The sequence below is a fragment of the Andreprevotia chitinilytica DSM 18519 genome, from assembly GCF_000711875.1.
GTDB classification, from domain to species: domain Bacteria; phylum Pseudomonadota; class Gammaproteobacteria; order Burkholderiales; family Chitinibacteraceae; genus Andreprevotia; species Andreprevotia chitinilytica.
The window spans coordinates 1-7,052 of sequence record NZ_JONM01000051.1 but is presented as its reverse complement, the minus strand read 5'-3'; the positions used below and the strand labels follow the sequence as shown (position 1 = coordinate 7,052).

Annotated in this window: 2 protein-coding genes; both read right to left on the bottom strand. The window is 60.9% G+C overall.

All coding sequences use genetic code 11. The annotated features are described in order from the left end of the window. Window positions 1-393, bottom strand: a 393-nt coding sequence (locus tag BR41_RS21490; protein ID WP_211251833.1) for a hypothetical protein, incomplete at its 3' end; no start/stop codon positions are given. Between the two features lie 89 nt (window positions 394-482). Beyond that, the coding region (locus tag BR41_RS21485) for a non-ribosomal peptide synthetase (RefSeq protein ID WP_035061440.1) at window positions 483-7,052 on the bottom strand (6,570 nt) is incomplete at its 5' end.

Below are 7,052 nucleotides of genomic sequence, written 5' to 3'. Positions count from 1 at the left end.
CTCGCGCTCGACCTCGATCGGCGCATGATCACGCCCGCCCAGATTGGCATTGAGCGTGGCCGCGAGCATCTCCGCCAGCACGCCCACCGGGTTGCCGCCACCCTGCACCCAGCCCATGAAGCGCGGGTGGATATTGCCGGCGATATAGGGCTGCACCAGCCGCTGGAAATCACCATAGGTATCCGCAAGGCTGCCGGCTGCATGCGGCAGCGGCGTTTTGAGTTCGGCCCGCAGTTCGGCCGGCATTGGCTGCCACACCGGCCGATCCCGCAGACCGGCCATGAAATCAAACATGTCGTCGAGCATTTGATGCCCTAACGCGCGCAGGCCCTGCCAATCCTGTGGGTCGAGACTGTCCGAATCGGAAGGCATGGCCGGAGGGGTATTCGTCATCTGAAACCTTATGTAAATCAGTTAAGCAACCGGCAGAAATGTGCGTGCCGGGGTATATATATAAACGTGGCCAAATAGATGAAAGTCTGTCAAATAGAGACTTCCAGCCCTACAATTGCCGCAGATATCTCCCGGCCCAATTGGCAAATATGGGGTTGTTGCATCATCGAGTGGTGCGAGCCGCTCACCGGAATGACCTGTAATTGTCCATTTGGCATGATATTGCCCCAACCCAGACTTATATCCCGCCGTTTTTCAGCCTTGGCCGAATATAAGGTGACATTTACCGGCAGTACCGGCGGGCAATAATGATGCAGCGCTATCCGAATGCCTTTAATCACCGCCAAATACCGCAAGAGCAGTTCACGATTAAACGCTTGGGGAATGAGATCGTAGGTGTATAAACGATCAACCATGGTATCGAAGTCATTCTTTTCAGCCAGCAAGGCCATCTCGTCACGCACGTCGTCCGGCAAATCCACTGGCAGCATCAGCAGCAAGGTCGAGATGTCATCGATTGGCGGCATGGCGCCATCGAATTCCCGACGATGTTGCGCTGTCGTATCGATCAAACCAAGAAACTCCACTGCCGCGCCGGTATTGATCAACTGGTTGGCGATTTCATAAGCGATACTTCCCCCGGCGGACCAGCCCGCAATGCGATATGGCCCCTCCGGCTGGATATGGCGGATACCCTGGACATATTGCTCGGCCATGGCTTGAATCGTGTTCAGTGGTGTTTCGCCAGTCAGCAGCCCAATCGCCGAAAAGCCGTAAATGGGGATATCACTATCGATCCACGGTGCGATGTCATTCGCATACCCCACCTCCCCTCTAATCGGGTGAATGAGGAAGAGCGGTCGCTTGGCACCGTCAGTGCGAACAGCCGCCAGATTGGGATGCCGGATACTTCCGGCGCGGGCTTGGGCTGCGGCAATACCGCTCACGGTCGGATAGGCAAACAACTGACTCACCGGTATTTCCAACCCCAGCACATCCCGCAGGCGAGAGACCAGTTGCACAGCCAACAAGGAATGCCCGCCCAGCTCAAAGAACTGATCGTGCCGGCCGACGCGCTCCAGCCCCAACAAGTTTTGCCAGACGGCGGCAATGGTTTGCTCAACCTCGCCTTGCGGGGCCTCATACGCTCGGCTGATGACCGATGATTGATCCGGCACCGGCAATGCCTTGCGATCCAGCTTGCCGTTCGGCGTGAGCGGTAAGGAGTCGAGACTGACGAAGGCGCTCGGCAGCATGTGGTCGGCCAAGGACTGGCTGAGTTGCTGGCGCAGCGTCGCGGCAATCAGCCCGACACCAGCTTGCGGCACCACGTAAGCCACCAGCCGTTTTTCACCCGGCACATCCTCTCGCGCAATCACCGCCGCTTCGCGCACGCCGGCGCAGGCCGTGAGTTTCGCCTCGATTTCGCCCAGCTCGATGCGGAAGCCGCGAATCTTCACCTGGAAGTCGTTGCGGCCTGCGTATTCGACGCTGCCATCCGGCAACCAGCGGCCCAAGTCGCCGGTCTTGTACATCCGGGCGGTTGGGTCGATGTTGAACGGATCGGGGACAAAGCGCTCGGCCGTGAGTTCCGGGCGATGGAGATCCCCCCGCGCCCCCCCTACCCCGCCGATATGGATCTCCCCTACTACGCCCAGCGGTACCGGCTGGCGATGCGCATCCAGCAAGTAAATGCGGACGTTGGTGAAGGGTTTGCCAATCGGCACGCTGGCGGATGGGGCGGCCTCCGCGTCGCAGGGGTGGATCGCGGCGCAAACGGTGGTTTCGGTCGGGCCGTAGCCATTGAACAACTGGTGATGACGCGCCCAGCGGCGTGCCAGCGCCGGCGGCAACGCCTCGCCAGCAACGATCAGCGACAGCGGCGGCAAATCGGTTGGCGTCGCCCAGGCGTTCAGCGCCGAGGCCGGCAGCGTGACGTGAGTGATGCGTTGATGGTGCAGCGTCTGCTGCAGCGCCACACCCGGCATCAAGGCAGATTTCGGCGCGACGACCAGCACCGCGCCGCAGCACAATGCCAACGTGACCTCAAACAGGCTCGCATCGAAGCTCAACGAGGCGAATTGCAGTACCCGGCTATCTGGCCGTACCTCGAAAGCGGTGCGCTGGGCACTGGCCAGGCTGCAGACGCCACGGTGCTCGACCATCACGCCCTTGGGCTGGCCGGTGGAGCCGGAGGTGTAGATCACGTAGGCCAGATGGTGCGATGTCAGTCCCGCCAGCACCGGGTTGGACGTCGCTTGGTCGACCAGCGCGGCTTCCGCATCCAGCGCCACCATCGGCACGTCGATGGCCGGCAGAGTTTCACGCAATGCGGCCTGTGTCACCAGCACCACCGGCTGGCTGTCGCTCAGCATGTAGGCCAAGCGTTCCGCTGGATAAGCCGGATCAAGCGGCACATACGCCCCGCCCGCTTTCAGGATGCCGAGCAGTCCAATGATCATGTCCAGACTGCGTTCGATGCAAAGCGCGACGCGATCATCCGGCCGGATACCCAAGCCAATCAGGTGATGCGCCAGTTGATTGGCGCGGCGATTCAGCTCGCCGTAGCTCAACGTCTGGTCTTCGAAGATCAGTGCCGTGGCATCGGGCTGTTGTTCGGCATATTGCTCGAACAATTGCTGCATCAATGCCTCATGCGGGTAGTCCGCCTGGTTGGTGTTGAAACCGTGCGTGATGTGCTGCTGTTGCGCCATGGTCAACAACGGCAACCGGCTGATGGCCTGCTGGTCGTTGTCGACCATGCCGGTGAGCACAATCTCGAAATGCGCGGCGAGGCGTGCGATGGTTTCGGCATCGAACAAGTCGGTGGCGTATTGCAGCTGGCCGACCAAGCCCGTGCCGTCTTCATGCAAGGACAAGGACAGATCGAACTGCGTGGTGTGATGCGGTGTATCGAGCACCTGCAGTGTCAAGCCCGGCAAACCCAATGCCTGACCTTGCGGCGTGTTGTTCAGCGTGAACAGGCTCTGGAACAAGGGGCTGTGGCTCAGGCTGCGCGGCGGTTGCAGCGCATCGACCACTTGTTCGAACGGCAGGTCTTGATGGCCGTAGGCGGCCAAGGTGCTGGCCTTCACTTGCTGCAACAGGGTTTGCACGCTCGGTTGTTCATCGAACCGGACGCGGAGCGCCAAGGTGTTGACGAAGAAACCGATCAAGCCTTCCAGCTCGGTTCTCGGACGATTGGCGACGGGGGTGCCGATCACCACGTCATCCTGACCACTCAAGCGGGACAGCAATACTGACCAGCCGGCCAATAAGGTCATGAACAAGGTGGTGCCGTGACGCTGGCTCAACTGCTTGAGGTTGACCGTGAGCGCTGGTGGCAGCGTCAGTGCCAAGGTACTACCACGATAGCTTTGCACCGCCGGGCGGGGTCGATCGGTCGGCAGCTCCAGCAGCGCTGGTGCGCCCAGCAAATGATCGCGCCAGAAAGTCCGCTGGCTTTGCAGCACCTCGCCTTGCAGCCACTGCCGTTGCCAGACGGCGTAGTCGGGATACTGGATTTCCAACGGCGGTAGCGGGTCGGCCTGGCCCTGACTGAAGGCGGTATAGAGCGCGCTCACTTCCCGCACCAACACGCCAATCGACCAGCCGTCCGAAATGATGTGGTGCTGGGTGATCAGCAATAGATAGTCGTCATCGGCCAGTTGCAGCAACTGGCCGCGGATCAGCGGGCCGGTGGCGAGATCGAATGGTTGTACTGCTTCTGCTTGGCTGAATTGCTCAACCCGGATCGAGCGATCGGATTCAGTCAGGCCGCGTAGGTCGTGCTCCTGCAAACTGAAACCACAATCTGCCGGCGCAATCATCTGCGCCGCCTCACCGCCGTCGGCGATAAAGCAGGTCCGCAACGCCTCATGCCGCGCCACGATCCGATCCAGCGTCGCCCGCAAGGCAAGTCGGTTCAGTTCTCCATATAGCCGCAGGCCTGCCGGCATGTGAAAGGCCGCGCCGGCATTGGCATCCAGCTGCGTCACGAACCACAAGCGTTGCTGCGGCCAGGACAGAGGGAGCGCTTGAGCGCGATCCGCCAACGGAATCGGCGCTTGCGTAGATTGCGCCGCTTGGGCAAGCACGCTCGCCAAGCCAAGGACGGTTGGCTGGGCGAATAGCTCGCGAAGCGGCAGCTCCAAGCCCAGCACTTGGCGCAAACGCGAGACCAGCTGCACCGCCAGCAGCGAATGGCCGCCGAGCTCGAAGAACTGGTCGTGCCGGCCGACGCGTTCCAGACCGAGCAAGTCCTGCCAGATCGTGGCGATGATGGTTTCGATCTCACCTTGTGGCGCGGCGTATTCACGGCTGACGACGGAGGACTGATCCGGTGCCGGCAACGCCTTGCGATCCAGCTTGCCGTTCGGCGTGAGCGGGAAGGATTCGAGACTGACGAAGGCGCTCGGCAGCATGTAGTCGGCCAAGCTCTGGCTGAGCTGCTGGCGCAAATCGGCGGCCGATAATTCGATGCCGTCTTGCGGGATCAGATAGGCCACCAGGCGCTGATCACCCGGCTGGTCTTCGCGTGCGATCACCACTGCTTCCCGCACGCCAACGCAAGCGGTGAGCTGCGCTTCGATCTCGCCCAGCTCGATGCGGAAGCCGCGAATCTTCACCTGGAAGTCGTTGCGGCCAAGGTATTCGATGTGGCCATTCGGCAACCAGCGGCCCAGGTCGCCCGTCTTGTATAGGCGAGCGGCTGGGTCGGCACTGAATGGATCGCCAACGAAGCGTTCGGCCGTGAGTTCGGGGCGATTCAAGTAGCCACGTGCCACACCGGCACCACCGATATACAACTCACCGGCCACACCGATCGGTACCGGCTGTCCATACAGGTCGAGGAGATAGATGCGAACGTTGGCAATCGGCCGGCCAATATGCGGTCGCCCTGGGCCAATCCGGGTGGCACTGGCATCCACCGTGCATTCCGTTGGCCCATAGACGTTATAGAAATCGGTTCTGCTGCTGCATGCCAGCTTGTTCCATACCCCCACCGAGATGGCCTCTCCACCAATCAACACCTGTTTGGGTTGATAGCCTGCCGCCGTCGTCAAGCCTGCCGTGAGCAGCCATTCCAATTGCATCGGGGTGCAGTCGAAAACATCGACCTGGCCATCGGCAAGGAAGCGCCAAAGCGCCAAACCATCCGTACGAATCACACTGGGGATCAGCACCAATCGATGGCCGGACAACAATTGGCTCCAGGACTTCACGGAAGCGTCGAATACCAAGGAGGCATTCATCGCCACCGCCATTTGCTGACCAGATGGCTGGGCGAGCAGCTTGTCCAAGGCGACCCACAAGTTAATCACCGAATGGTGTTCAACCATCACGCCCTTGGGCTGACCGGTGGAGCCTGAGGTGTAGATCACGTAGGCCAGCTGGCGCGACGTGAGATCGGCCACGACCGGGTTGGCCGTCGGTTGGTTGACCAGCGCGGTTTCAACATCCAACGCCACTACCGGCACATCGACCATCGACAACGTCGCCAGCAAAGCCGCTTGTGTCACTAGCACCACCGGTTGGCTATCCGCCAACATGTAGGCTAGGCGTTCCACCGGATAGTCCGGATCGAGCGGCACATACGCCCCGCCCGCTTTCAGGATGCCGAGTAATCCGATGACCAAGTCAAGGCTACGTTCGGTGCTCAGCGCCACGCGATCATCCGGTTGTACGCCCAGCGCGATCAGGTGATGCGCCAGCTGATTGGCGCGGCGGTTGAGTTCGCCGTAGCTGAGTTGCTGGTTTTCAAACACCACCGCAATGGCATCGGGCTGCTGCGCGGCCTGCTGCTCGAACAGCTGATGAATCAGTTGGTCGCTGGGGTAGCTGGCGGCCGTGGCGTTGAAATCCACCAGTATTTGCAGGCGCTCTGCCGCCGATTGCAGCGGTAACTGGCCAATTGCCTGTTGATCGTCCTGCACCATGCCAGCCAACACCGTCTCGAAATGGCTAAGCAGTCGTTCGATGGTGGAGCGGTCGAACAGGTCGCTGGCATAGGCCAGACTGCCGACGAGGCCGGTTGCGGTATCGGTGAGCGAGAGCGACAGGTCGAAGTGCGCGGTATCGCGGGCTTGCGCAACCTCGCTGAGGGTCAAACCCGGCAGACTCAGCTCGCCATCGACCGGGATGTTGTTCAACACCAGCATCACCTGAAATAGCGGGCTGTGGCTCAGGCTGCGCGTCGGTTGCAGCGCCTCCACCACCTGCTCGAACGGCAAGTCTTGATGCGCGTAGGCGGCGATGGTGTTGGTCTTGATCTGGTTCAGCAGCTCATCCACTTTGGGATTACCGTCCAGCTTCACTCGTAACGCCAAGGTATTGACGAAGAAGCCCATCAAGCCTTCCAGTTCGCTGCGCTGGCGGTTTGCCACTGGCGTGCCGATGACCACATCGTTCTGCCCACTCCAGCGACTCAGCAGGACCGACCAGCCGGCGAGGAGCGTCATGAACAAGGTGGTGCCATGGCGTTGGCTCAGCTGCTTGAGGCCTGCCGTCAGCGTCGGTGACAAGTTCAAGGCCACTTGGCCGCCAGCATAGCTTTGTACCGCTGGGCGTGGTCGATCGGTCGGTAAATCAAGCAAGGCGGGTGCACCGGTCAGGTGCTGTTGCCAGAAATCGACCTGGGTTTGCAGGGTATCGCCCTG